22 protein-coding genes are annotated in these 21,085 nt (G+C 74.3%); 6 read left to right on the top strand and 16 right to left on the bottom strand.

Annotated features, from left to right (window positions below; translation table 11 throughout):
- Positions 1 to 140 precede the first annotated feature (140 nt).
- The 4 genes from ACH4TG_RS34260 to ACH4TG_RS34245 all read right to left on the bottom strand — a co-directional run bounded on the left by ACH4TG_RS34260 (position 141) and on the right by ACH4TG_RS34245 (position 3,253).
- Positions 141 to 455 (bottom strand): hypothetical protein, encoded by a 315-nt coding sequence (locus ACH4TG_RS34260; RefSeq protein ID WP_398246546.1) that lies wholly within the window; start codon positions 453 to 455, stop codon positions 141 to 143.
- A 244-nt stretch (positions 456 to 699) separates the two neighbouring features.
- Positions 700 to 1,548, bottom strand: a complete 849-nt coding sequence (gene otsB, locus ACH4TG_RS34255; RefSeq protein ID WP_398246545.1) for a trehalose-phosphatase — start codon at positions 1,546 to 1,548, stop codon at positions 700 to 702.
- 87 nt (positions 1,549 to 1,635) lie between these two features.
- Entirely contained in the window at positions 1,636 to 1,914 is a 279-nt protein-coding gene (locus tag ACH4TG_RS34250; RefSeq protein WP_398246544.1) for a DUF3263 domain-containing protein, read from the bottom strand.
- Positions 1,915 to 1,972: 58 nt separating this feature from the next.
- On the bottom strand, positions 1,973 to 3,253 hold the full coding sequence (locus ACH4TG_RS34245; protein ID WP_398246543.1) for an extracellular solute-binding protein: 1,281 nt from the start codon (positions 3,251 to 3,253) through the stop codon (positions 1,973 to 1,975).
- Positions 3,254 to 3,474: 221 nt separating this feature from the next.
- On the opposite strand from ACH4TG_RS34245, the gene ACH4TG_RS34240 reads away from it, so the two are divergent.
- From ACH4TG_RS34240 to ACH4TG_RS34230, 3 genes are all read left to right on the top strand, one after another.
- Positions 3,475 to 4,407, top strand: coding sequence for an ROK family protein (locus ACH4TG_RS34240; protein ID WP_398246542.1), 933 nt, complete (start codon positions 3,475 to 3,477; stop codon positions 4,405 to 4,407).
- Positions 4,407 to 5,585, top strand: a complete 1,179-nt coding sequence (gene nagA / locus ACH4TG_RS34235; RefSeq protein ID WP_398246541.1) for an N-acetylglucosamine-6-phosphate deacetylase — start codon at positions 4,407 to 4,409, stop codon at positions 5,583 to 5,585. Before ACH4TG_RS34240 ends, nagA begins: the two co-directional genes overlap by 1 nt.
- Positions 5,586 to 5,775: 190 nt before the next feature.
- Complete coding sequence (locus tag ACH4TG_RS34230; protein WP_398246540.1) at positions 5,776 to 6,711, top strand: 1-phosphofructokinase family hexose kinase; 936 nt, start codon at positions 5,776 to 5,778, stop codon at positions 6,709 to 6,711.
- Between the two features lie 76 nt (positions 6,712 to 6,787).
- Here ACH4TG_RS34230 and ACH4TG_RS34225 read toward each other — a convergent pair whose 3' ends face one another.
- Entirely contained in the window at positions 6,788 to 7,777 is a 990-nt protein-coding gene (locus ACH4TG_RS34225; RefSeq protein WP_398246539.1) for a carbohydrate-binding protein, read from the bottom strand.
- 178 nt (positions 7,778 to 7,955) lie between these two features.
- Here ACH4TG_RS34225 and ACH4TG_RS34220 point away from each other — a divergent pair, with 178 nt between their 5' ends.
- Positions 7,956 to 8,903 carry an SAM-dependent methyltransferase gene (locus ACH4TG_RS34220; RefSeq protein ID WP_398246553.1) on the top strand — a complete coding sequence of 316 codons (948 nt, stop codon included), beginning with the start codon at positions 7,956 to 7,958 and terminating at the stop codon, positions 8,901 to 8,903.
- A 260-nt stretch (positions 8,904 to 9,163) separates the two neighbouring features.
- On the opposite strand, the gene ACH4TG_RS34215 is transcribed toward ACH4TG_RS34220, so the two are convergent.
- Positions 9,164 to 10,153, bottom strand: a complete 990-nt coding sequence (locus tag ACH4TG_RS34215) for an NAD-dependent epimerase/dehydratase family protein (protein ID WP_398246538.1) — start codon at positions 10,151 to 10,153, stop codon at positions 9,164 to 9,166.
- A 97-nt stretch (positions 10,154 to 10,250) separates the two neighbouring features.
- Between ACH4TG_RS34215 and ACH4TG_RS34210 the strand changes: the two genes are divergently transcribed.
- Complete coding sequence (locus ACH4TG_RS34210; RefSeq protein WP_398246537.1) at positions 10,251 to 11,393, top strand: NADH-quinone oxidoreductase subunit D; 1,143 nt, start codon at positions 10,251 to 10,253, stop codon at positions 11,391 to 11,393.
- A 70-nt stretch (positions 11,394 to 11,463) separates the two neighbouring features.
- Here the strand turns inward: ACH4TG_RS34210 and ACH4TG_RS34205 are convergent, their stop codons facing one another.
- The 9 genes from ACH4TG_RS34205 to ACH4TG_RS34165 all read right to left on the bottom strand — a co-directional run bounded on the left by ACH4TG_RS34205 (position 11,464) and on the right by ACH4TG_RS34165 (position 19,077).
- Positions 11,464 to 12,465: a hypothetical protein gene (locus ACH4TG_RS34205; RefSeq protein ID WP_398246536.1), complete on the bottom strand. Its 1,002-nt coding sequence runs from the start codon at positions 12,463 to 12,465 to the stop codon at positions 11,464 to 11,466.
- A 151-nt stretch (positions 12,466 to 12,616) separates the two neighbouring features.
- Positions 12,617 to 13,069, bottom strand: a complete 453-nt coding sequence (locus ACH4TG_RS34200; protein ID WP_398246535.1) for a rhodanese-like domain-containing protein — start codon at positions 13,067 to 13,069, stop codon at positions 12,617 to 12,619.
- Positions 13,069 to 13,605 carry a cysteine dioxygenase gene (locus tag ACH4TG_RS34195; RefSeq protein ID WP_398246534.1) on the bottom strand — a complete coding sequence of 179 codons (537 nt, stop codon included), beginning with the start codon at positions 13,603 to 13,605 and terminating at the stop codon, positions 13,069 to 13,071. Before ACH4TG_RS34195 ends, ACH4TG_RS34200 begins: the two co-directional genes overlap by 1 nt.
- Before the next feature lie 539 nt (positions 13,606 to 14,144).
- Complete coding sequence (locus ACH4TG_RS34190) at positions 14,145 to 14,660, bottom strand: DUF3180 domain-containing protein (RefSeq protein WP_398246552.1); 516 nt, start codon at positions 14,658 to 14,660, stop codon at positions 14,145 to 14,147.
- A 47-nt stretch (positions 14,661 to 14,707) separates the two neighbouring features.
- Positions 14,708 to 15,334, bottom strand: a complete 627-nt coding sequence (folK, locus tag ACH4TG_RS34185) for a 2-amino-4-hydroxy-6-hydroxymethyldihydropteridine diphosphokinase (RefSeq protein ID WP_398246533.1) — start codon at positions 15,332 to 15,334, stop codon at positions 14,708 to 14,710.
- Positions 15,331 to 15,690, bottom strand: a complete 360-nt coding sequence (gene folB, locus ACH4TG_RS34180) for a dihydroneopterin aldolase (protein WP_398246532.1) — start codon at positions 15,688 to 15,690, stop codon at positions 15,331 to 15,333. Before folB ends, folK begins: the two co-directional genes overlap by 4 nt.
- 77 nt (positions 15,691 to 15,767) lie before the next feature.
- A complete protein-coding gene (locus ACH4TG_RS34175) occupies positions 15,768 to 16,238 on the bottom strand; it encodes a nuclear transport factor 2 family protein (RefSeq protein ID WP_398246531.1) in 471 nt (156 codons plus the stop codon).
- Entirely contained in the window at positions 16,235 to 17,116 is an 882-nt protein-coding gene (gene folP / locus ACH4TG_RS34170) for a dihydropteroate synthase (protein WP_398246530.1), read from the bottom strand. The genes ACH4TG_RS34175 and folP overlap by 4 nt, the downstream gene beginning before the upstream one ends.
- Before the next feature lie 65 nt (positions 17,117 to 17,181).
- Positions 17,182 to 19,077: a phosphatidylglycerol lysyltransferase domain-containing protein gene (locus ACH4TG_RS34165; protein WP_398246529.1), complete on the bottom strand. Its 1,896-nt coding sequence runs from the start codon at positions 19,075 to 19,077 to the stop codon at positions 17,182 to 17,184.
- Positions 19,078 to 19,288: 211 nt separating this feature from the next.
- Here ACH4TG_RS34165 and ACH4TG_RS34160 point away from each other — a divergent pair, with 211 nt between their 5' ends.
- The gene (locus tag ACH4TG_RS34160) at positions 19,289 to 20,452 is read left to right on the top strand and encodes an alpha/beta hydrolase (protein ID WP_398246528.1); all 1,164 of its coding nucleotides are present in this window, start codon (positions 19,289 to 19,291) and stop codon (positions 20,450 to 20,452) included.
- On the opposite strand, the gene folE is transcribed toward ACH4TG_RS34160, so the two are convergent.
- Positions 20,436 to 21,044, bottom strand: coding sequence for a GTP cyclohydrolase I FolE (gene folE, locus ACH4TG_RS34155; RefSeq protein WP_398246527.1), 609 nt, complete (start codon positions 21,042 to 21,044; stop codon positions 20,436 to 20,438). The genes ACH4TG_RS34160 and folE overlap by 17 nt on opposite strands.
- Between the last annotated feature and the right edge of the window lie 41 nt (positions 21,045 to 21,085).

The following is a 21,085-nucleotide window of genomic DNA, read 5'->3' as shown; positions in this document are numbered from 1 at the left end:
GCCAAAGGGCCCGCCGGTGTCTAGAGAGAGAACGCGCGCAGTGAGCGCAGCGAGCGAGCACGATCGACCGGCAGACACCGGGTCTAAGGGCCCGGCGGCGAGAGGCCGGCAAAAAAGGGCCAGGACGTCCACTTTTCGAGCTACCCGCACCGATCACGTTCAGCTGGCGCGTTGGCGGGCGGCGGGGTCGCGGTGTCCGCGGGGTTCGGGTCGTAGCGCGGCGTGCCGTCCAGGGCGACGATCGACATGGAGGTGGCCCCGGACGGTCCGGTCAGGACGGTGAGCCTCCCGTCGCCGGGCGCCGCGTGGGCGGCGGGCGCCAGCAGGGCACCGGTCATCGCGACGGCCGCGACGGCCGCGGCGAGGGTGAGGGTGCGCCGGCGGACGGGCCGCGCGGGCCGCACCGGTTCGACGGGCGGGACGGATGGAACGGGCTGGGCCGACTGAACGGACATGGTGAACCCCCGGAAGCACGACGTGGTGCCCGCGCGCCGCCTGCCTGCGTCCGCTGACCGATTTCACGACAGCGCGCGTTACACCGATCATCACAGGAGGTCGGTGACCGCGTGATCGGGAATCTGTCACCGCCGGGCAACAGTGCGCGGGCACGCCCGACACCCGCCCCGACGCGGGCAGTTCGCCTGCCGTTCCGCCGTCCGGCGGGTGCCGGACGGCAGGCTGGACGCGCCCGCGGGCGGGTCAGTCCAGCGCGTCGGCCAGTGCCTCCAGCAGCGCCACCACGCCGTCGGGGCCCGGCACGGCCAGGTCCGCCTGCTCGGCCACCTCGGGCGGGGAGTCGGCGCTGCCCGCGCTGGCCACCAGCAGGCCGGGCATGCCGTTCTTGCGCAGGTCGTCGACGGCCGCGAAGGCCGCCAGGTCGCCCAGGTCGTCGCCGCCGTACAGCACGCAGCCGGCGTCGACCTCGCGCAGGTACGCGGCGAGCGCCACTCCCTTGTCCATGCCGGGGGGCCGCAACTCCAGGACGTAGCGGCCGGGTTCGACCATCAGGCCGTGGGTCTCGGCGAGTTCGTGCAGCGGGCCGCGCAGCGCCGCGAAGGCGGCGTCGGGGTCCTCGGTGCGGCGGGTGTGGACGGCCACCGCGCGGCCGCCCTTGTCCTCGATCCAGGTCCCGGACCAGGCGCCGATGCGGTCGAGGTAGCCGGGCAGTTCGGCGCGCACCGCGGTGACGCCCGGGTGGGCGCCGGGGGTGTGGACCTCGCCGCTGAGCGCGTCCCAGCGTTCGGCGCCGTAGTGGCCGAGGACCACCAGGTGCTCCAGGCCGGGCACCCCGGCGAAGCCGCCGTAGCGGACCGCCACGCCGGCCGGGCGGCCGGTGACCACGGCGACGGAGGCCAGGTGCGGGGCGAGCCGGGCGAGTGCGGGCGCGGCGCCGGGATGGGCGCGGGCCTGGTCGGGGTCGGGGACGATCGGCGCCAGCGTGCCGTCGAAGTCCAGCGCCACGACGGCGCGTTCGGGGCGGGCCAGCAGGGCGGCGAGGCCGTCCCTGCCCTCGGGCGTGCGGGGGGTGGGAAGGTCGGCGGAGGCCATGCAGCCGACCCTACCCGCGGCGGGCGGGCGCATGCCCGGCGTACGGGCGCACGGCGGCGTGCCGCCGCTTCCCGCCGCCGGCTGCCGTCAGCGGCCGGCCCGGTGCCGCTCCCGCTCGGCGCGCAGGCGGTTGACGGTCACCGGGGCGTGGGCCAGTGCGCGCGGGTCGTCCAGCAAGGCGTTGAGCAGCTGGAAGTACGCGGTCGGCGAGATGTCGAGGCGTTCGCGTATCGCCCGCTCGCGCGGGCCGGGGCCGGGCCAGGTGCGTCCGGCGATGTCCAGCACCGCGCGGTCGCGTTCCGACAGCTCACCGGGCCCGCCGCCGTCGCCGTGCGGCCCGCTCGTCGCGTCGCCCGTGCCGTTCATGCCCGTCACCTCCAGGGCCGGGGTCCGTCCGGCCCTGCTCCCGGCGCTCCCCGCGCCGCTACGACTTCTGCGTGTTGTCCCGCGCCTCGGCCTCGACCTGCAGCTTGGACAGCACCGTCTTGGGATCGCCGTGGACCGCCTGGCCGATGGTCTTCTTCACATCGTCGCTGACCGGACCCCAGGACGTCTTGTTGACGGGGTAGAAGATCGCCTCCGGCAGCAGGTTCAGGAACTGGGCCAGGTCGGCGTACTTGGGGCTGCCCTCCATCGTGGTGAGCGCGGAGGTGGTCACCGGCAGCAGCCCGTACTCGTCGAGGAACTTGACCGCGTTCTTCTCCTGGTACACGAACTGGAGGAACTTGCCGGCCGCGGCCTTGTTGCCGTTCTGCTTGAAGGCCATCATCCAGTCGGCGACGCCGAGGGTGTCGGTGGAGGGGCCCTGCCTGCCGGGCACCGGCGCCACGCCGACGTCGATGTGCGCGGCCTTGGCCTGCGCGAGCAGCGTCGGGTGGCCCATGATCATGCCGGCCTTGCCGGACAGGAACGCGTCGAAGACGTCGCGGCGGTTGGTCTTGGCCGGGTCGGTGGGCTGCACCAGGCCGGGCTGGACCAGATGGGTCTTGAGCCAGCTGAAGGCGTCGATGTTCGCGGAGGAGTCGAAGGTGTAGCTGCCGACGGTGTCGGTGTAGCCGCCCTCGTTGCCCAGCATCCACATCAGCGCCTCGGCCTGGGCCTCCTCGGTGCCCAGCGGCAGGCCGTAGGGGACCTTGACGCCGTCGGCCTTCAGCAGCTTCGCGTCCTTCTCGACGTCGGCCCAGGACTTGGGCGCCTTGGCGATCCCGGCGTCGTCGAAGAGCTTCTTGTTGTAGAAGAACATCCGGGAGCTGGACACCCACGGTATGCCGTACTGGGTGCGGTTGACCGAGCCGGCGTCGGCCAGCGCGGGCAGGAAGTCCGCCTGCTGGCTGACCGTGAACAGCTCGTCCGCGCTGTACAGCTGGTTCGCGGCGGCGTAGGAGGCGTAGGAGCCGATCTGCGCGATGTCGGGGGCGTGGCCGGACTTGACCATCGCGGCGACCTTGTCGTCGACGACGTCCCAGCTGAGCACCTGCACGTCGACCTTGATCTTCGAGTTGTTCTTCTCGAAGGCGGCGACGACGTCGTTCCAGTACTTGCTGGAGCTGTTGTGGGTCTTGGGGTCGCCGTAGTCGGCCACGACCATGTGCAGGGTGACGTTCGAGCTCAGAGGGCCGCTGCCCCCGCACGCGCTCAGCGTGGTCGCCGCCAGCGCGGACGCCACGCCCGCCGCCGCCAGTCCGAGAAGTCGTCGCCGCTGCACCGTTCCTACCGCCTTTGATTACGGGCGTCCTGCGTTACGCGTCCGCCTACGGAAGCGTCGAGTCTTCCCCACACCTTGAGCCAACGTCTACACCATGCGTGATATCGCTTCGGCAGCGGGGCCCCCGAGGGGCCCGCTGCCCGGCGCCCCCGGGGATTCGCTCGATCTTCCCGGCCGAGTGGACTAGACCTTTCTGGGGGTGAGACGCGAGACTGTCCCCCGTGAGACATGTCATCGCCCTCGATGTCGGCGGCACCGGGATGAAGGCCGCCCTGGTCGCCGCGGACGGCACCCTGCTGCACCAGGCCCGCCGCCCCACCGGCCGGGAGCGCGGTCCTGACGCGGTCGTCGCCGCGATCCTCGACTTCGCGACCGCACTGCGCGACCTCGGAGAGAGGGACTACGGGGAGCCGGCCGCGGCGGCCGGCGTCGCCGTGCCCGGCATCGTCGACGACGCCAACGGCGTGGCGGTGTACTCCGCCAACCTCGGCTGGAAGGACCTGCCGCTGCGCGACCTGCTGTCCGAGCGGCTGGGCGGCGTCCCGGTGGCCCTGGGCCACGACGTGCGCGCCGGGGGCCTGGCCGAGGGCCGGATCGGCGCGGGCAACGGCGCGGACCGCTTCCTGTTCCTGCCGCTGGGCACCGGCATCGCCGGCGCCATCGGCATCGACGGCCGGATCGAGGCCGGCGCGCACGGCTACGCCGGCGAGATCGGCCACATCGTGGTCCGCCCAGGCGGCCCGCAGTGCAACTGCGGCCAGCGCGGCTGCCTGGAGACGCTCTCCTCGGCCGGCGCGGTCTCCCGCGCCTGGGCCGCCGCCAGCGGCGACCCGGACGCCGACGCGGCCGCGTGCGCGCGGGCGGTGGAGGCCGGCGACCCGGCGGCGCTCGCCGTGTGGCAGGACGCGGTCGACGCGCTCGCCGACGGCCTGATGACCGGACTCACCCTGCTGGACCCCCGGGTGCTCATCATCGGCGGCGGTCTCGCCGAAGCGGGGGACACGCTCTTCGGACCGCTGCGCGCGGCCGTCGACGCCCGCGTCACGTTCCAGAAGAAGCCCCTGATCGTCCCCGCCGCTCTCGGGGACACCGCCGGATGCCTGGGTGCGGGCCTGCTCGCCTGGGATCTGCTCTCCGTGGAGGTAACCGCCTGATGGCCCCCGTAACGACAACGCACCGCACGGTGCTCACCGGTGCCCGCGTGGTCCTGCCGTCCGGCGTGGTGGACGGGGGCCGGCTCACCGTCGAGGGCACCCGGTTCGCGGCCGAGCCGCCGGCCGGTGCCGCCGGCACCTCCGATGTGACCACCGTCGACCTGTCGGGCCGCGGGTACACGGTCGTCCCCGGCTTCGTGGACATCCACAACCACGGCGGCGGCGGCGCGTCCTTCACCTCCGGGACCGCCGAGGACATCCTCACCGGCGTGCGCACCCACCGCGCCCACGGCACCACCACGGTGGTGGCCTCCACGGTCACCGAGAACCTGGACGCCCTCGCCCGCCAGGCGGGCCTGCTGGCCGAACTGGTCGAGCAGGGCGACCTGGCCGGCATCCACTACGAGGGCCCGTTCATCTCGCCGTGCCGCAAGGGCGCGCACGACGAGGGCCTGCTGCGCCACCCCGACCCGGCCGACGTGCGCAAGCTCGTCGAGGCGGGGCGCGGCGCGGTCCGCATGGTCACCCTCGCCGCCGAACTGCCCGGCGGCATCGAGTCGGTGCGGCTGCTGGCCGAACTCGGCGTGATCGCCGCCATCGGCCACACCGACGCCGGCTACGACCAGACCCGCGAGGCCATCGACGCGGGCGCGACCGTCGCCACCCACCTGTTCAACGCGATGCCGCCGCTGCATCACCGCGAGCCGGGCCCGATCGCGGCGCTGCTGGAGGACGAGCGGGTCACCGTCGAGCTGATCAACGACGGCACCCACCTGCACCCCGCGGTCCTCGAACTCGCCTTCGGCAGCGCGGGCGCGGAGCGGGTCGCGTTCATCACCGACGCGATGGACGCGGCGGGCTTCGGCGACGGCATGTACGACCTGGGCCCGATGAAGGTCGAGGTGCGCGAGGGCGTGGCCCGGCTGGTGGAGGGCGGCTCGATCGCCGGCTCCACCCTCACTCTGGACACCGCGTTCAAGCGGGCCGTCACCGTGGACGGCCTGGCGCTGGCCGACGCGGTGCAGGCGATCTCCGTCAACCCGGCCCGCCTGTTGGGCCTGTCGGACCGCATCGGCTCCCTGGAGCCCGGCAAGGACGCCGACCTGGTGGTCCTGGACGCGGCGTACGACCTGGTGGGCGTGATGCGCAAGGGCGAGTGGGTCGTCGAGCCGGTGTGAGGAGCGGCCGCCGGATCCGGCCGGGCGGGGTGGGCAGTCGCCGCCGGATCCCGGCGGGCGGCCGGTCCCGGCGCCCATAACGGGGCACAGGGAACACCCCGGCACCTCGCGCGGAACCGGCGGGAAACGTGTGGGTAAAGGCGGTCGGCCCGGTCTGGGCTGGCCGCCGTTGTTTTGCCATCATCAAGTGGTGATCATCACCGTCACGCTGAACGCCGCGCTCGATGTGACCTACCGGGTCCCGTCGCTGCGCCCGCACACCACCCACCGGGTCCTCGACATCGCGGAGCGCCCCGGCGGCAAGGGACTCAACGTCGCCCGCGTGCTGGCCGACCTCGGCCACCGGGCGGTCGTCACCGGTTTCGCCGGCGGGACCGCGGGCGACGAGCTGCGCCGCCGTCTGGCCGCCGTGACCCGCGCCGACCTGCTCACCGACGCGCTCGTGCCGACGGCGGGCGCCACCCGCCGCACGGTGGGCGTCGTGGACGCCGCGACCGGCGACACCACGATGTTCAACGAGCCGGGGCCGACGGTCAGCCCCGCCGAGTGGTCGTCCTTCGTGGACGTCTACCGCGGGCTGCTGGCCTCCGGCGAGGCCGGCGCGGTGGCGCTGTGCGGCAGCCTGCCGCCGGGCGTGCCGGTGGGCGCGTACGCCGACCTGGTCCGCGAGGCGCGGTCGGCGGGGGTGTTCGTGCTGCTGGACACCAGCGGGGAGCCGCTGCGGCGCGGCCTGGCGGCCCGCCCGGACCTGATCAAGCCGAACGCGGACGAGCTGGCCGGCCTCACCGGCTTCTCGGAGCCCGCGCGGGCGGCCAGGGACGCCCGGCGGCGCGGGGCGCGGGCGGTGGCCGCCTCGCTGGGCGCCGAGGGCATGCTGGCGGTCGCCGAGGAGGGCGTGTGGCAGGCGCTGCCGCCCGGGCGGCTGTCGGGCAATCCGACGGGCGCCGGCGACTCGGCGGTGGCCGGGCTGCTGTCCGGCGTGGTGGAGGGGCTGCCGTGGCCGCGGCGGCTGGCCAGGGCGGTGGCCCTGTCCGCGGCGACCGTGGTCGCCCCGGCGGCGGGCGAGTACGACCGAGGGGTCTACGAGGAGCTGCTGCCGCAGGTGAAGGTGTCGGCGGCCGGCTGAGGCCGCCGCTCCCGCGGCGGACCGGCCGCTCCTTCTTGGCCTGGCCCTACGGCTACTTCGTGGCCCGGCCCTGCTGCTACTTCTTGACCTGGCCCTGCTTCAGCCAGACCTGGTCGAGGTTGACGCCGCAGTTCTTGCCCGGCACGCAGGTGAGCGTGAGGGTGTTGGCGCCCTTCTTCAGATCCACCCAGGAGTAGGTGGTGTTGTCCCACGCCTTGGACCAGTCCGTGTAGTTGCCGTAGTTCCGCAGGTTGACGAGGTCGGTGCGCGGCTTGCCGTTGACGGTCAGGCCCAGGTTGGCGTCGTCGCCGGCGTTCCCGTAGTTGACGAAGAACGTGTAGGGGCCGTCCTCGGGGACGGTGACCGTCCAGACCACCGTCGCGCCGACCGTGCCCATGCCGTCCACGTACGTGCCGCCCGCGGCGTTGGCGCCCTGCCACTGGTTGCTCTTGGCGGCCCCGCCGGCCAGCTGCAGCGTCGAGGCGTCGATCTTGCCGGAGTCGAAGTCCGAGGGCGTGGCCGAAGGGGTGGGTTCGGTGGTGGGCGCGGACGTCGCCACCGGCGGGGTGGTGTTCTGCGACTTGGCGTCGTTGCCCTTGTCGCCGGAGCTGTTGGTCATCGCGAAGGCGATGCCGATCGCGACCGCCGCGACCACCGCGACCGCGGCGATCAGCAGGCCCTTGCGGTTCGAGGCGTCGCCGCCCTGGCCGCCCGCGCGGCGCCCGCCGGGCCCGGACGGCTCACCGGGCCGCCCGCCGTACGGCGGCTGCTGGCCGGGCTGCCCGGGGAACTGCTGCGTCGCCCCGTTGCCGTACTGCTGCTGGGGGTACTGCTGGGTGGCGCCGTTGCCGTACTGCGCCTGCGGCGGGTAACCGTAGCCGCCGGTCGCCGGGGGCTGCTGCGGGCGCCGTTCGCCGACCCGCTGCACCTGGTTGTACGAGGTGCGCGGCTGGTACGGAGGGCGTGGCTGACCCGCGGCCGGGTCCGGCTGCTCGCCGCCCTCTGACCGGTAGAGATACGCGAACGGGTCGTCGTTCTCCGGGGTGCCGTCGTTTCCGGCCGTCATCCGCTTGTCCACTCCCTCGTACTGCCCTGCCGCCGAAACCCTACCGGCCCGAGCTGTCAGAGCGCTCGGTCTCAGGACGCTCCGGCAGGTCAGGAAGGTTCCCCTGTGACGAGTCACACCCCGGTGGTCACGTACCGTAGGCGCCGTGGACGAGGAGTGGCTGCCGTGGCGGACCGCGATGGAGCGCGCGCTGTACGGGCCCGGGGGCTTCTTCGTCCGGCACGCCCCCGCTGACCACTTCCGCACCTCCGTGCACGCCTCGCCGCTGTACGCGGGGGCCGTCGCGGAGCTGCTGCGGCGGGTCGACGCGGCGCTGGGCACCCCGCGCGAGCTGGACTTCGTCGACATGGGCGCGGGGCGCGGCGAGCTGGCCGCGGGCGTGCTGGCGGCGCTGCCCGCGGACGTGGCGGACCGGGTGCGGGTGCACGCGGTGGAGCGCGCCGGGCGCCCGGCGGGTCTCGACCCGCGCATCGCCTGGCTGCCGGAGCCGCCGCGCGGGGCGCGGGGCCTGCTGTTCGCCAACGAGTGGCTGGACAACGTGCCGCTCGACGTCGCCGTCCGCGCCCCCTCCGGGGAGGTCCGCCTGCTGGAGGTGCGGCTGCGGGACGGAGAAGAGCGGCCGGGCGAGGCGCCGGACGCGCAGGACGCGGCATGGCTGCGGACGTGGTGGCCGGTCGCGGCGGGAGGCGCGGAGTTCGGCCGCGCGGAGATCGGGCGGCCGCGGGACCTGGCCTGGGAGCGGGCGGTCGGCTCGCTGAGCGCGGGGCTGGCGGTGGCCGTCGACTACGGGCACACGGCGGCGGCCCGCCCGGCCGGGGGGACACTGACCGGCTACCGCGGCGGGCGCCAGGTGCAGCCCGTGCCGGACGGCTCCTGCGACCTCACCGCCCACGTCGCCATGGACGCCCTGCCGGGGACGGCCCGCACCCAGCGCGAGGCGCTGCACGCTCTGGGCGTGTCCGGCACCCGCCCCCCGCTGTCCCTGGCCTCCACCGACCCCGCCGGCTACGTCCGCCGCCTGGCGTCCGCCTCCGAGGCCGCCGAACTCACCGCGCCCTCCGGCCTGGGCGCCTTCACCTGGCTCACCACCCCCGTCGGCCCGTCCTGCGCCGCGCTCCTGCCGTAGATCCCGGCCCGGGTCCCGCTGATACGCGAACAGGGCGGCGCACCCCGGCGAGGTGCGGGGGACGCCGCTCTCGCCGGGCTGCGCGCGCCGGCCGAACGGGCCCAGCAGAACGGCACCGTGCACTGGCCGCGGAGATCTGGCGGCCGTCGCCGAGTCGTCGGCGGGCCCGGGCCCGGGCCCGGCGGCACCCAGGCAGCGGCGTTCCGCGGCCGCCCCGGCGGCAGCTCTCCTGGTGCCACGCGGGGGCCCGCGGCCAGAACTCAGCCGTCAGAGCTTCGCGGTCCGAGCTCCGCGAGGACGCGGGCCTCGATCTCGGCGGGCAGGCCCACCGGGGGACGGTCCGGGCGCTGGGGGGCCGGGCCGGGCAGCGAGCGCAGCCAGGTCCAGGTGTCGGCGACGGTCTCCGCGATCGGGCGGCAGCGCAGGCCCGCCGCGAGCGCCTTGGAGACGTCGCCGCCGTGCATCGTGTCGTAGTCCTCGCCCGGCGGCAGCCACACCGGGAGCTGCGTCCACGGCTCGATGCCGGCCGCCTCGATCACCTCGGGCGGGGCCCAGCGCAGCACCGCCGACGACCCCGTCGCGGCCGCGCACTCCGCCAGCAGCTCGCCCATCGTGGTGTGCCCGGGCGGGCTGACCACGTTGTACGGCCCGCCGAGTCCCATGGCGAGCGCGTCCAGTGTCCACGCGGCCAGGTCGCGGACGTCGACGTACTGCAGGGCCAGGTCGCGCGGCCCGGGCGCCAGCACCTCGCCGCCGCGGGCGAGGCGCTGCAGCCACCACGGCAGCCGGCCGACGTTCTCCCACGGCCCGAGGATCAGCCCGGCGCGGACCAGCAGCGCGCGGTCCCCGAACGCCTCCTCGGCGGCCAGCTCACCGCCGCGCTTGACGGCCGCGTAGTCCCCGTCGCCGCCCTCGACCACCGGCGCGCTCTCGTCCAGCCCGGCGGGCGTCGGCCAGGCGTACACCGACCGGCTCGACACGTACGCGTACCGGCCCACCCGCCCCAGAAGCGCCCGCGCGGAGGCCCGCACCGCCCCGGGCTCCGCGGACCAGGTGTCGACCACCGCGTCCCAGCGGCCCCCGTCCAGCGCGCCCAGGTCCCCCAGCCGGTCCCCCGTCAGCACCTTCACGCCCGCGGGGGCCGGGTGCCGGCCGCGGTGGAAGACGGTCACCTGCCATCCGCCCTCCACCGCCGCCTCGGCGACCGCCCGCCCCACGAACTCCGTCCCGCCCAGCACCAGTAGCTCCATGCGCCCACTGTCCCCGCCGTCTCCCGCCGCAGGCCAGGCTTCACGCTCTGAGCGATTCCGCCGTCGGCGTAGCGCGCGGGGCTGAGAGGATGGGGGCATGACGGAGACCACGATCGGAGTCGGCGGGGCCGCCGAGGGCACCGACATGGTGCTGAACATCGGCCCCCAGCACCCCTCCACCCACGGCGTGCTGCGGCTGCGCATCGTGCTGGACGGGGAACGGGTCCGCAGCTGCGAGCCGGTCGTGGGCTACATGCACCGGGGCGCGGAGAAGCTCTTCGAGGCCCGGGACTACCGGCAGATCGTCATGCTGGCCAACCGGCACGACTGGCTGTCGGCGTTCTCCAACGAGTTGGGCGTCGTGCTCGCCGTCGAGCGGATGCTCGGCATGGAGGTGCCCGAGCGCGCGGTGTGGGTCCGCACCCTCCTCGCGGAGCTGAACCGCGTCCTCAACCACCTGATGTTCCTGGGGTCGTACCCGCTGGAACTGGGCGGGATCACGCCGATCTTCTACGCGTTCACCGAGCGCGAGGAGCTGCAGCACGTGATGGAGGAGGTCTCCGGCGGCCGGATGCACTACATGTTCAACCGGGTCGGCGGCCTCAAGGAGGACCTGCCGAACGGCTGGACCGGGCGCGCCCGGCAGGCGGTGGCCGGGGTGCGCTCGCGCATGGGCCGGTTCGACGACCTGGTGCTCGGCAACGAGATCTTCCGCGGCCGCACCCGCGGCGTCGGCGTGCTGTCCCCGCAGGACGTGCACGCGTTCGGCGTGAGCGGCCCGATCGCCCGCGCCTCCGGCGTGGACTTCGACCTGCGGCGCGACGAGCCGTACCTGGCGTACGGCGAACTCGGCGACGTGCTGCGGGTGGTGACCCGCACCGAGGGCGACTGCCTGGCCCGCTTCGAGGTGCTGCTGGAGCAGACCCGCAACGCGCTGGACCTCGCGGACGCCTGCCTGGACCGGCTCGCGGAACTCCCGCAGGGCCCGGTCAACCAGCGCCTGCCGAAGGTACTGAAGGCCCCCGAGGGGCACACCTACGCGTGGACCGAGAACCCGCTCGGCCTCAACGGCTACTACCTGGTCTCCAAAGGCGAGAAGACGCCCTACCGGCTGAAGCTGCGCTCGGCGTCGTACAACAACATCCAGGCGCTGACCGTGCTGCTGCCGGGCACGCTGGTGGCCGACATGGTGGCGATCCTCGGGTCGATGTTCTTCGTCGTGGGAGACATCGACAAGTAGCGCCCGGCCGGACGGCCCGGCGGGACGCGGGTGGCCGCGCCGGGGTGTTCAGCGTAGGGCGCGGCGCCGGTCAGACCTGGGCGCGCAGCTCCGACATGTCCAGCTGCTCGGTGTCGTCGTGCGCCGTGAGGTCGATGACGTCCGCGTCCGCGGGGTTGTCCTGCGCCTGCGCGTGCTCGGTGCGCGGTTCCACCGCCGCGGACGCGGTGACCGGCGGGGCGACGGGCTCCAGCGCGGCCGCCCCGGTGGCCGGGCCGGACTCCAGCGCCCTGCGGGACTGCGTGCCGAAGAAGTCGAAGCCGCCGACGGCGCGGTGCGCGGCCGGCTGCGCGGCGGAGCCGCGCTGGGCGTACGGGAGCACGGCAGCCGCGGTGGCCGGCACCAGGCGGTGCTCGCGCACCGGCAGGGCGGCGGGCGCCGCGCCGGTGGCGTGCCGGCCCTGCTGCTCGTCGACGACGGCCGCGGCCTCGCGGCGGCGGGCCTCCTCCACCGTGCGCTGGGCCTGCTGCCGGGCCGCGTTGCGCGGCAGGTCCCGCAGCGCCTGGGCGGCCTTGAGGTAGGCGGCCGGGCCGACCGGCGAGGAACCGGTGGTCAGCGCCAGCGGCTGCTGGGCGGCGGCGCCCTCCGTCTGCAGCTTGCGGCGGGCCTCCAGCGCCCGGGCCCGCTCGGACTCGGCGGTGGCGTACCGGCGCAGCAGTTCGGCGTGCTCGGTGCGCAGCCGCGCCAGCTCGGCCCGCTTGCTGCGCAGCTTCTTCTCCAGCCGGCCGCGGATCTCCCGGGACTCCTCCAGGTCGGTCTCGACCTCGGCGATCCGCTCGTCGGTACGCCACTCGTCCCGGGTGCGGGCCGCGGTCAGCTCGGCGACCTCGCGGCCGGCGGCCCGGTCCCAGGTGCGGGCGAGCAGCGCGCCGGCGCACGCGGTGAGCGCCGTGGCCACCGCGATGGCCCGCAGTACGGCCGTATCACCGTCGAACAGCGAGGCCGCGGCGAGTACCGCGGAGCAGCACGCGACGGTCAGCGGCGGCAGCAGCCGGTGCAACGGCTGCGAATGGCGGTGGCGTCCACGGGGCATGGCCAGAAATTTAGCGTGCGCGGCGGCGCCGTGGGGGGCCGGGGCCCCATTTTTCGGGGGGTTTGGCCCCCCGATTCCCCTCCTCGACACGGAGGGCGCACGACCGGCCACGATGCGTGCGCGAATGCCTTCCGCATGCCCTCGACCAAGATCATTCTTCAAGATCGTTTCCGGCCGTTGTCCCGATGTGCGGGGTCGGGACGGTCGGTTCGCCGGTGGGGGCGGCGACCGGCAGCCCGGCCGCGCGCCACGCCTGGAAACCGCCGACCAGATCCGTCGCCCGGTGCAGGCCGAGGTCCTGCAGCGAGACGGCGGCGAGCGACGAGGCGTAGCCCTCGTTGCAGAACACCACCACGAGCCGGTCGTGGCCGGTGGCCTGCGCGAGGCGGTGCGAGCCGGACGGGTCGAGCCGCCACTCCAGCTCGTTGCGCTCGACCACGACCGCGCCCGGCACCGTGCCGTCGCGGTCGCGCAGCGCCTGGTACCGGATGTCGACGAGCAGCGCGTCCTGCCCCGCGGCGGCGTCGGCCGCCTGGCGCGGCGTCAGGCGGGCCAGCCGGGTGCGGACCCGGGCCAGGTGCTCGTCCACCGACCGGGCGGCCATCACCACTCCTCGGGGCGCTCGACGAGTTCCAGCCGCAGCGTGCTCGCCTTGCGGCTGTAGCGGCGGATCAGCGGCAGCGGCGGGTAGTACGCGTGCACCGAGACGGCGTGCCCGCTGGTGGAGCGGTTCTCCACCTGGTGCAGGTGGTTGCGGCCGAAGGCCCGGCCGCGGCCCTCGGGCAGCACCCGCACCCGGTCGAGGCCGTCGGCCAGTTCCAGCGAGCGCCACCCCTCGCTGGGCAGCGGCACCGACAGCGACAGCTCGGTCAGTTCGCCGGCCGCGGTCACGAAGGCGCCGTGCGAGCCGCCGTGGTCGTGCCAGCCGGTCTCGGCACCGGGCGGCCAGCCGATCAGCCACGCCTCGGCGCCGGCGGGGCCCTCCAGCCGCGTCCAGGTGCGGCCTTCGGGATCGAGCGGCAGGTGGGAGACGAGCGCGGTGTCAGCGGCGACGCGGCGCGCGAAGTCGAGCAGGTCGGCGGGGCTCGGGCCCCGGCGGGAGGTACGGGACGAGGAAGGTGTACGGGGTACGGCGGACACGGGTCACCACCCGGAGTCGTGGGCGAACGGTGGGCCTGAGGCGCGCGTCAGCGCGCGGCCGTACACACGCAGCCCGCGTACCGGAGGAGGTCCAGGTGGACCCTCCGGTGCAGGCGCAGCGTGAACACGTTCACGCCGCGAATGAACCACGCCCACCCGCCCGCAGTCAACCGCACCCCATCCCCTCCACCGGCCGCACGCCGGCAACGCCCCCTCAGTGACACGGGGCACCCCGCACCCCGCACCCAGCCCCGACGCTCCCGCGCCTCGACGACGGCGGGTCGTACCCCAAAGGGGCGCGGGGAACTGCGCGCTCAACCACGACGCTGCCGCGGGTCGTCACCGCCCCGAAGGGGCGGATCGGTCCGTCCCGGACCACCGGCCGGAGGGCGGTTGCGCGCGCTGGGGGCACCTCCCAGGCGCAGCGCTGGGAGACCCCGCGCCCCTGATGGTTGCCCTTCGCACGTTCAGGGCGGACCGCGGCCCGCGGAGGGCGGAAGCCAGCCCGTTCAGGGCGGAACGCGGCCCGCGGAGGGGGGTCAGTGGGTGGTGCGGCGGCGGGGGTGGTGGGCGGAGCCGCCGGAGGGGGGGTTCCCCTCGTCGTCCTCGGGAAGCTTGCACACGCGCTCAAGGAAGAGAGCCGCGGCCACCACCGCGATCCCGGCGAGCACCGCGAGCCCCGCGTAGATGGCCTGCTGCTGCCTCGGCACCATGTCGAGCTTGTACATCAGCAGGTAGACGCACGTCCCGCCGTAGAGCCCCGCAACCAGCGACGCGACCAGCGCGCTGGCCTGGCCGAAGACCACCGCCCGGGCGGCGGCGAGCGGGTCGACGCCCTTGGCGCCGGGCCGGCGCTCCCGCTGGGCCCGCAGCCGCGCCCGGATGTTGAGCGCGGTGCCGAGCAGGACCGCCGCGATCAGGGCGAGCACGATCGGGGCCGCGACCGGGACACCGGGCAGCGTGCCCACGGAGTCCCACAGCCGGGCCACGGCCCACGAGATCACCCCCGCGACCAAGAAGAGTCCCGCAAGCGTCCTGATCCGCAGCGTCCTCACCGAGTTGCCCGCCTCCACCGTTCCTTGGTTCTCGTGACTGCCAACGCTTACTCGGGCAGCCGGAGTTCCACGTCGGACCGCAGCCGCACGCCGTCCCGGCCGACCGCCGCCAGCAGGTCGGCGACCGGTCCGTGGCCGGGCAGCTCCGCGGCCGGCTCCACGTCGTACCACGGTACGAGCACGAAGCCCCGCTCGTGCGCCCTGGGATGCGGGAGTGTCAGTACGGGGTCGTCGGAGACCACGCCCTGGTAGGCCACGATGTCCACGTCGATGGTGCGCGGACCCCAGCGTTCGGCGCGTACCCGCAGGTACGCCTCCTCGATGGCGTGGCCGCGTTCCAGCAGGGACTGCGGGGGCAGGGTGGTGCGGACCAGGACGACGGCGTTGAAGTAGTCGGACTGCGTGCCGGCCTCGACGCCCCAGGGGTCGGTCTCGTAGACCGGCGAGACGGCCCTGACCCGCACGCCGGGGGTGTCCTCCAGCGCGTCGACCGCGCCCTGCAGGGTCTCCAGGCGGTTGCCCAGGTTGCTGCCCAGCGCGATCACCGCGGTCCTGGGGTTCTGCAAGGTGCTGTCGGCGGCGTCGACGGTGGCGGTGACGGCGGCCGGCACGGGCTGCACGGTGGGGTCGGCGGGCTGCTGCTCGGACGGGTACTCGGGGCTCGGGGGAGTCACGGGCGCCTCCGGGTGATGGTGACGGTCACATCGTCGAAAGGCACGGTGATCGGAGCGTCCGGCTTGTGCACGGTCACCTCGACCTCCTCGACCACGTCATGCCCGAGGCACGTGTCCGCGATGCGCTGGGCCAGGGTCTCGATGAGATTGACCGGTTCGCCGGCGACGACCGCCGCGACCTGTTCGGCCAGCACACCGTAGTGCACGGTCTTCTCCAGGTCGTCCCCCGCGGCCGCGGCGGCGGTGTCCAGGCCCAGTGCGAGGTCGATCACGAAGATCTGGCCGTCCTCGCGTTCGTGCGCGAACACCCCGTGGTGCCCGCGGACGCTCAGGCCCCGCAACGTGACTCGATCCACGACTTCGCTCCTGCCGGTCGGTGCAGTTTGTGACGGGTCCCGTCCCTGCGTGCGGGCCCGGCGGGAACGAATCTACGTCACGCGTCCGGGTCGCCGGCCGCCTCGGGGTCGTCGGACTCGTCGGCGAGCACCGGGGAGCCGTGGTGGACCCACAGCCGCCAGCCCTCCGAGGTGCGGCGGAACACGTTGGTGGCCACCACCAGGCCGCCGACCAGCGAGCCCGCGGAGCCGTCGTCCTCGGCCGGGCCGCCGGTGAGGATGTTCTCGGTGCAGGTGACGAGCGCGGTGCCGCCGTCGACGGCCACCTCCACGTCGGTGAGGAAGAACTGGATGTACTCGGTGTTGGCCATGATCAGCGCGTAGGAGCGCATGACCTCGCGGCGGCCGCGCAGCACCGGCCAGCCGGGGTGGACGACGGTGACCGACTCGGCGAGCGGGCCGGTGAGCACGATCGCCTCCAGCGCGTCCAGGTCGGAGGTCTCGACGGCGTCGTAGAACGCCTGGTTGGCCGCCTCCACGGCCCGCGCCTCCGCGGTGGTCGGCGTCACGCGGCCGGCCCGCCCGGCGCCGCCGCGGTCTCGATGGCCCGGGCCACCCGGACCGCGTCCGCGCTCGCGTGGACCTCGTGGACGCGGACCGCCCAGGCGCCCTCGCGGGCGGCGATGGCGGTGACCGCGGCGGTGGCGGCGTCACGCTCGCGGGCCGGCGGCGGGGTGCCGGCGCCGGCGGCCAGGACCCGGCCGAGGAACCGCTTGCGGGAGGCGGCGACCAGCAGCGGCCGGCCGAGCGCGTGCAGCTCGGCGAGGTGGGCGAGCAGCGTGAGGTCGTGGTCGGCGTCCTTGGCGAAGCCCAGGCCCGGGTCGATGACGATCCGCTCGGGGTCCACTCCCCCGGCGACCGCCCGGTCCAGGCTGGTGCGCAGCTCGGCGAGGACCTCGCCGAGCACGTCGGCGTAGACGGCGCGGTTGTTCATGTCGATGCTCTGGCCGCGCCAGTGCATCACGACGAAGGGGGCTCCGGCCGCGGCGACGACCGGGATCATCCCGGGGTCGGCCTGGCCGCCGCTGACGTCGTTGACCAGCCGGGCGCCGGCGGCCAGCGCCTGCTCGGCGACGGTGGCGCGCATCGTGTCGACGCTGACCACGACGCCGGCCGCGGCCAGCTCGCGGACCACCGGCACGACGCGCCGCAGTTCCTCGGCGGCGTCGACGCGCGCGGCACCGGGCCGGGTCGACTCGCCGCCGACGTCCACCAGGTCGGCGCCCTGCGCGACCAGGTCGAGGCCGCGCTTGACGGCCAGCTCGGGGTCGAACCACTGCCCGCCGTCGGAGAACGAGTCGGGTGTGACGTTCACCACGCCCATGACCGCGCAGCGGTCCCACGCGGGCAGCCCCGCGGGCCCCCTGCGCGCCTGTGACCTACTCATGCCCCCAGCCTACGGGCGCCCGTCCGGCCCCGTTCAGCGCGGGGCCGGGACCCGCGGGGCACCGCTCAGGCGACCGCATCGGCCTGGTGCGGGCCCTGCCCGTCGCCGCGCTCGTCATCGCCGTCGCCGGCGGCCGCGTCGGCGGTCGCGTCGGCGGTCGCGTAGCCGGACTGCTGCCGGGAGACCGGCCGCTTGGCGCGGCCGGGCAGGAAGCGCTGGATCGCGCCGGGCAGCGGCAGGGAGAGTGTGACGAAGCCCTCGGCCTGCATGATCGCGAAGCCGATCCGCGGCAGGTCCCGGGAGTTGGGGAAGACCAGGAACCGCGGCACCCACTCCGGCTGGAACTTCGCGTTGAACTTGTACAGCGACTCGATCTGGAACCAGCGGGACAGGAACACCAGCAGCCCGCGCCAGCCGCGCAGCACCGGCCCCGCCCCGATCCGCTCGCCGCGCGCCAGCGCCGAGCGGAACATCGCGAAGTTCAGCGAGACCCGGGCGATGCCCAGCTCCGGCGCCTGCTGCAGGGCCGCGACGATCAGCAGCTCGTTGAGCCCGGGGTCGGCGGACCGGTCCCGGCGCATCAGCTCCAGGGACATGCCGTCGGTGCCCCACGGCACGAAGTGCAGCACCGCCCGCAGGTCGCCCAGCTCGGGGTGCGGGGCGCCCGGCTCGCGCTCCTTGTGCGCGGTGACCACCACGCAGTCGCCGTCCGCGTCCTCCCCGAACCTGCCCAGCGCCATGGAGAACCCGCGCTCGGTGTCGGTGCCGCGCCAGGCGTCCGCGGCCAGCCGCACCCGGTGCTTCTCGTCCTCGGTCAGCTCGCGCACCCGGCGCACCCGGCACACGTAGCCCGAGCGCTCGATCCGCTTGACCATCTGCCGCACGTTGCGCATCGCCCGGCCCTCGAGGGTGAACTCGGAGGTGGTGACGATCGCCTCGTCGCCCAGCTCCAGCGCGTCCAGGCCGGTCTCCCGGGTCCACACCTCGCCGCCGGTCTCGCTGCAGCCGACGACGGCCGGCAGCCACGCGTGGGCGCGGGCCAGCTCCCGGTACTGCTCGATCGCGCCCGGCCACGCCTCCACGTCGCCGATCGGGTCGCCGCTGGCCAGGGCCACACCGGAGACCACGCGGTAGCAGACCGCGGCCTTGCCGCTGGGCGAGAAGACCACGGACTTGTCGCGGCGCAGCGCGAAGTGGCCGAGCGAGTCGCGGTGGCCGTGCCGCACCAGCAGGGCGCGCAGCCGCTCCTCGTCCGCCACGCTCAGCTCGGCGACCGGGCGGGCCGGGCGCAGCAGCAGGTAGACGGTGGAGCAGGCGATCAGCAGGCCGAGGCCGCCGAGCGAGTAGGCGACGATGTCGTTGACCCGGTCGCTGGTGTACGCCACCGGGCCCTCGAAGCCGAACAGGCCGTAGATCACGTGCTCGCAGCGCGCGGCGAAGCTCGGCGTGCCGCGCTCGGAGGCGGGGTGGGCGCTGGTGATGACCAGGCCGAGGGCGAAGGCGAACGCGCTGAGGCCGACGAAGTTGGCGGCGGCGCGCCAGCGGGTGCGCGGGTCGGACAGCGCGGTGAACTCGGCGCGGTTGCGGATCAGCAGGGTCAGCAGCGCCAGCGAGATCGCCGCGCCGAACAGGGAGTGACGGTAGATCAGCTGGGTGGCGGCGCCGACCGGCAGCAGCAGCGCCGCCGCCCACCAGGCACGCTGCTTCCCCCGTTTGAGGGCGTGAGCCAGCATCAGCAGCAGGATGCCGGTGACCACCGAGGTGGCCGCGGCCAGCGAGCTGACGGTGCCGGGGAAGAACGCCGCCATGTGGTGCATCCGGCCGTTGCGGAAGGCCGGGAACACCGCGGAGACCACGTCCAGCAGGCCGATGACGGCCGCTCCGGTGCCCATGATCGCCGGCACCGCGGAGGGACGCAGGGGCCAGGGGAGGCGCCTGGGGTCGACGCGCTCAGAGGACATGTGACACCGCCCACGGAACCCGGGTCAGGCTTTCGCCCTCTAGCTGTACAGACATGGGTCACCAAACCACACCATCACCGGGAATCACGGGACATGGCCCGCAACCTGCGCCAGTACGAATAATTTGCGCCCTCTAGGACGGGAAGCCGCGCCCGCGGGTTCCCTCCGGGGCGGACGCAGTTCGGCCGAGACGGAAAGTACACCTGCAGACATGGGTCTCACGAGTAAGAAGGTCCTCCTCCTCGCCGTCGTCCTCGCGGTGGCCCTGTTCGCAGTGACGGTGTGGCTGTGGCCACGGCTGTCCCGCAAGGGCGTGCTGCCGGTGCTGGGCCGGGTCGGGGTGCTGGTCACCACCCAGTTCGCGCTGATCGCGGCGCTCGCCCTGGCGGGGAACGACAACTTCGGCTTCTACGCCTCGTGGGCGGACCTGTTCGGGCAGGAGACCACGCCCGGCGTGGTGGTGGACCACGCCGCGGGCGGCTCCGGCGGCCAGCTGCGGGTGCTGGACAGTCTCGCGGTGAACGTCCCCGGCGGCGCGGTGCCCACCATAGGGGGCCAGATCCAGAAGGTGGCGCTGGCCGGCGGGCTGTCGAAGATCAGCACGACGGCCTACGTCTACCTGCCGCCGGAGTACTTCCGCGAGCCGCAGCGGGTGTTCCCGGCCGCGGTGGTGCTCACCGGCTACCCGGGGGTCGCCGAGGCGCTCTACAAGAAGATGAAGTACCCGTCGATCGAGGCGTCCCTGGTCCACGGCGGGCGGGCGCAGCCGATGGTCCTGGTGATGCTGCGGCCCACCGTGGCGCCGCCGCGGGACACCGAGTGCATGAACGTCCCGCACGGGCCGCAGACCGAGACCTTCTTCGCCAAGGACCTGAGGGCCGGCATACTCGCGCACTACCGGGTCGGGGCGGGCGCGGCCAGCTGGGGCATCATCGGCGACTCCACGGGCGGCTACTGCGCCCTCAAGCTCGCCATGGAGGACCCGAAGGCCTACTCGGCGGCGGTCGGCCTGTCCGCGGACTACGCGGCGCCCAAGGACGCGACGACCGGCGACCTGTTCGGCGGCAGCACGCGGGTCCGCGAGGAGAACAACCTGCCCTGGCGGCTGCAGCACCTGCCCCAGCCGCCGGTGAGCCTGCTGGTGACCAGCAGCCGGCAGGGCGAGAAGAACTACCACGCGACGCTGCGGTTCATCGGCCTGGTCAAGGGCCCGACCAAGCTGTCGTCGATCATCCTGCCGAGCGGCGGCCACAACTTCACCACCTGGGGGCGGGAGATCCCGCCGGCCCTGCAGTGGCTGTCCGGGCGCCTGGTGCCGGACGCGAGCGCGCCGCGCCCGTCCTCCTCCGTGGTGGCGATCAGCCGCGGCCGATGATCAGGCTCATCGCCTCGGAGCGCGTCGCGGGGTGGCGCAGCTGCCCGCGCACCGCCGAGGTCAGGGTCTTCGCGCCGGGCTTGCGCACGCCGCGCATGGTCATGCACATGTGCTCGCACTCCACGACCACGATCACGCCGCGCGGCTCCAGGATCCGCATCAGGGCGTCCGCGATCTGCGTGGTGAGACGTTCCTGCACCTGCGGCCGGCGGGCGTACACGTCGACCAGCCGGGCCAGCTTGGACAGTCCGGTGATCTTGCCGCTGGTGGACGGGATGTAGCCGACGTGGGCGACGCCGACGAACGGCACCAGGTGGTGCTCGCAGGAGGACATCACCTCGATGTCCTTCACCAGCACCATCTCGTCGTGACCGAGGTCGAAGGTGGTGGTCAGCACGTCCTCCGGCTGCTGCCACAGCCCGGAGAATATCTCGCGGTAGGCCCGGGCCACCCGCGCCGGGGTCTCCCGCAGGCCCTCGCGGTCCGGGTTCTCGCCCACGGCGATCAGCAGCTCGCGGATGGCGGCCTCGGCCCGCTTCTCGTCGAACTCGCCGGCCGGGCTCTCACCGAGCAGGGTCACGGGATCGGTCATCGGTGTCTCGTTCCTGTTGCTGAGTGCGGCCGCCCTGACAA

The organism is Streptomyces sp. NPDC020917, from assembly GCF_044333795.1.
Lineage (GTDB): Bacteria > Actinomycetota > Actinomycetes > Streptomycetales > Streptomycetaceae > Actinacidiphila.
This window is presented reverse-complemented; position numbering and strand designations above follow the sequence as displayed.